1 protein-coding gene is annotated in these 454 nt (G+C 35.9%); it reads left to right on the forward strand.

Annotated features, from left to right (window positions below; translation table 11 throughout):
* The coding region (locus V5P19_RS23000) for an O-antigen ligase family protein (RefSeq protein ID WP_369077405.1) at positions 1 to 454 on the forward strand (454 nt) is incomplete at both ends.

The raw sequence follows: 454 nt of genomic DNA on the forward strand, positions 1-454 counted from the left end.
TGAATGACTTAAATAACGATTTAGTTAATTATTCGCATGATAACACCAGAACTTCAGTCGGTGCCCGTGTGGCAATGTATGAAGTTGGCTTAAAAACATATTCTCCAATAGGACAATCACTGGAAAAACGAGCGGAAAAAATACATGAACTAGAAGAAAAAGAGCCTAGATTGAGTGGCGCTTTACCCTATATAGATTCTCATTTGCATAACGATCTCATAGATACGTTATCAACGCGTGGTATTCCTGGAGTTGTATTAACAATTTTAGCCTTTTCAGCAATACTCATATATGCCTTAAGAACTGCTAAAGAACCTTATATTTTAATCTTGCTTTTTTCACTACTGGTAGTAGGCCTAAGTGATGTAATACTCTTTTCTAAACCGGTTCCGACTGCTGTGTTTGTCACCATAATATTGCTTTGTGCTTATTTTAAAGCACAATCAGACAAATG

This window comes from Enterobacter sp. UNJFSC 003 (assembly GCF_036903355.1).
Classification (GTDB): domain Bacteria; phylum Pseudomonadota; class Gammaproteobacteria; order Enterobacterales; family Enterobacteriaceae; genus Enterobacter.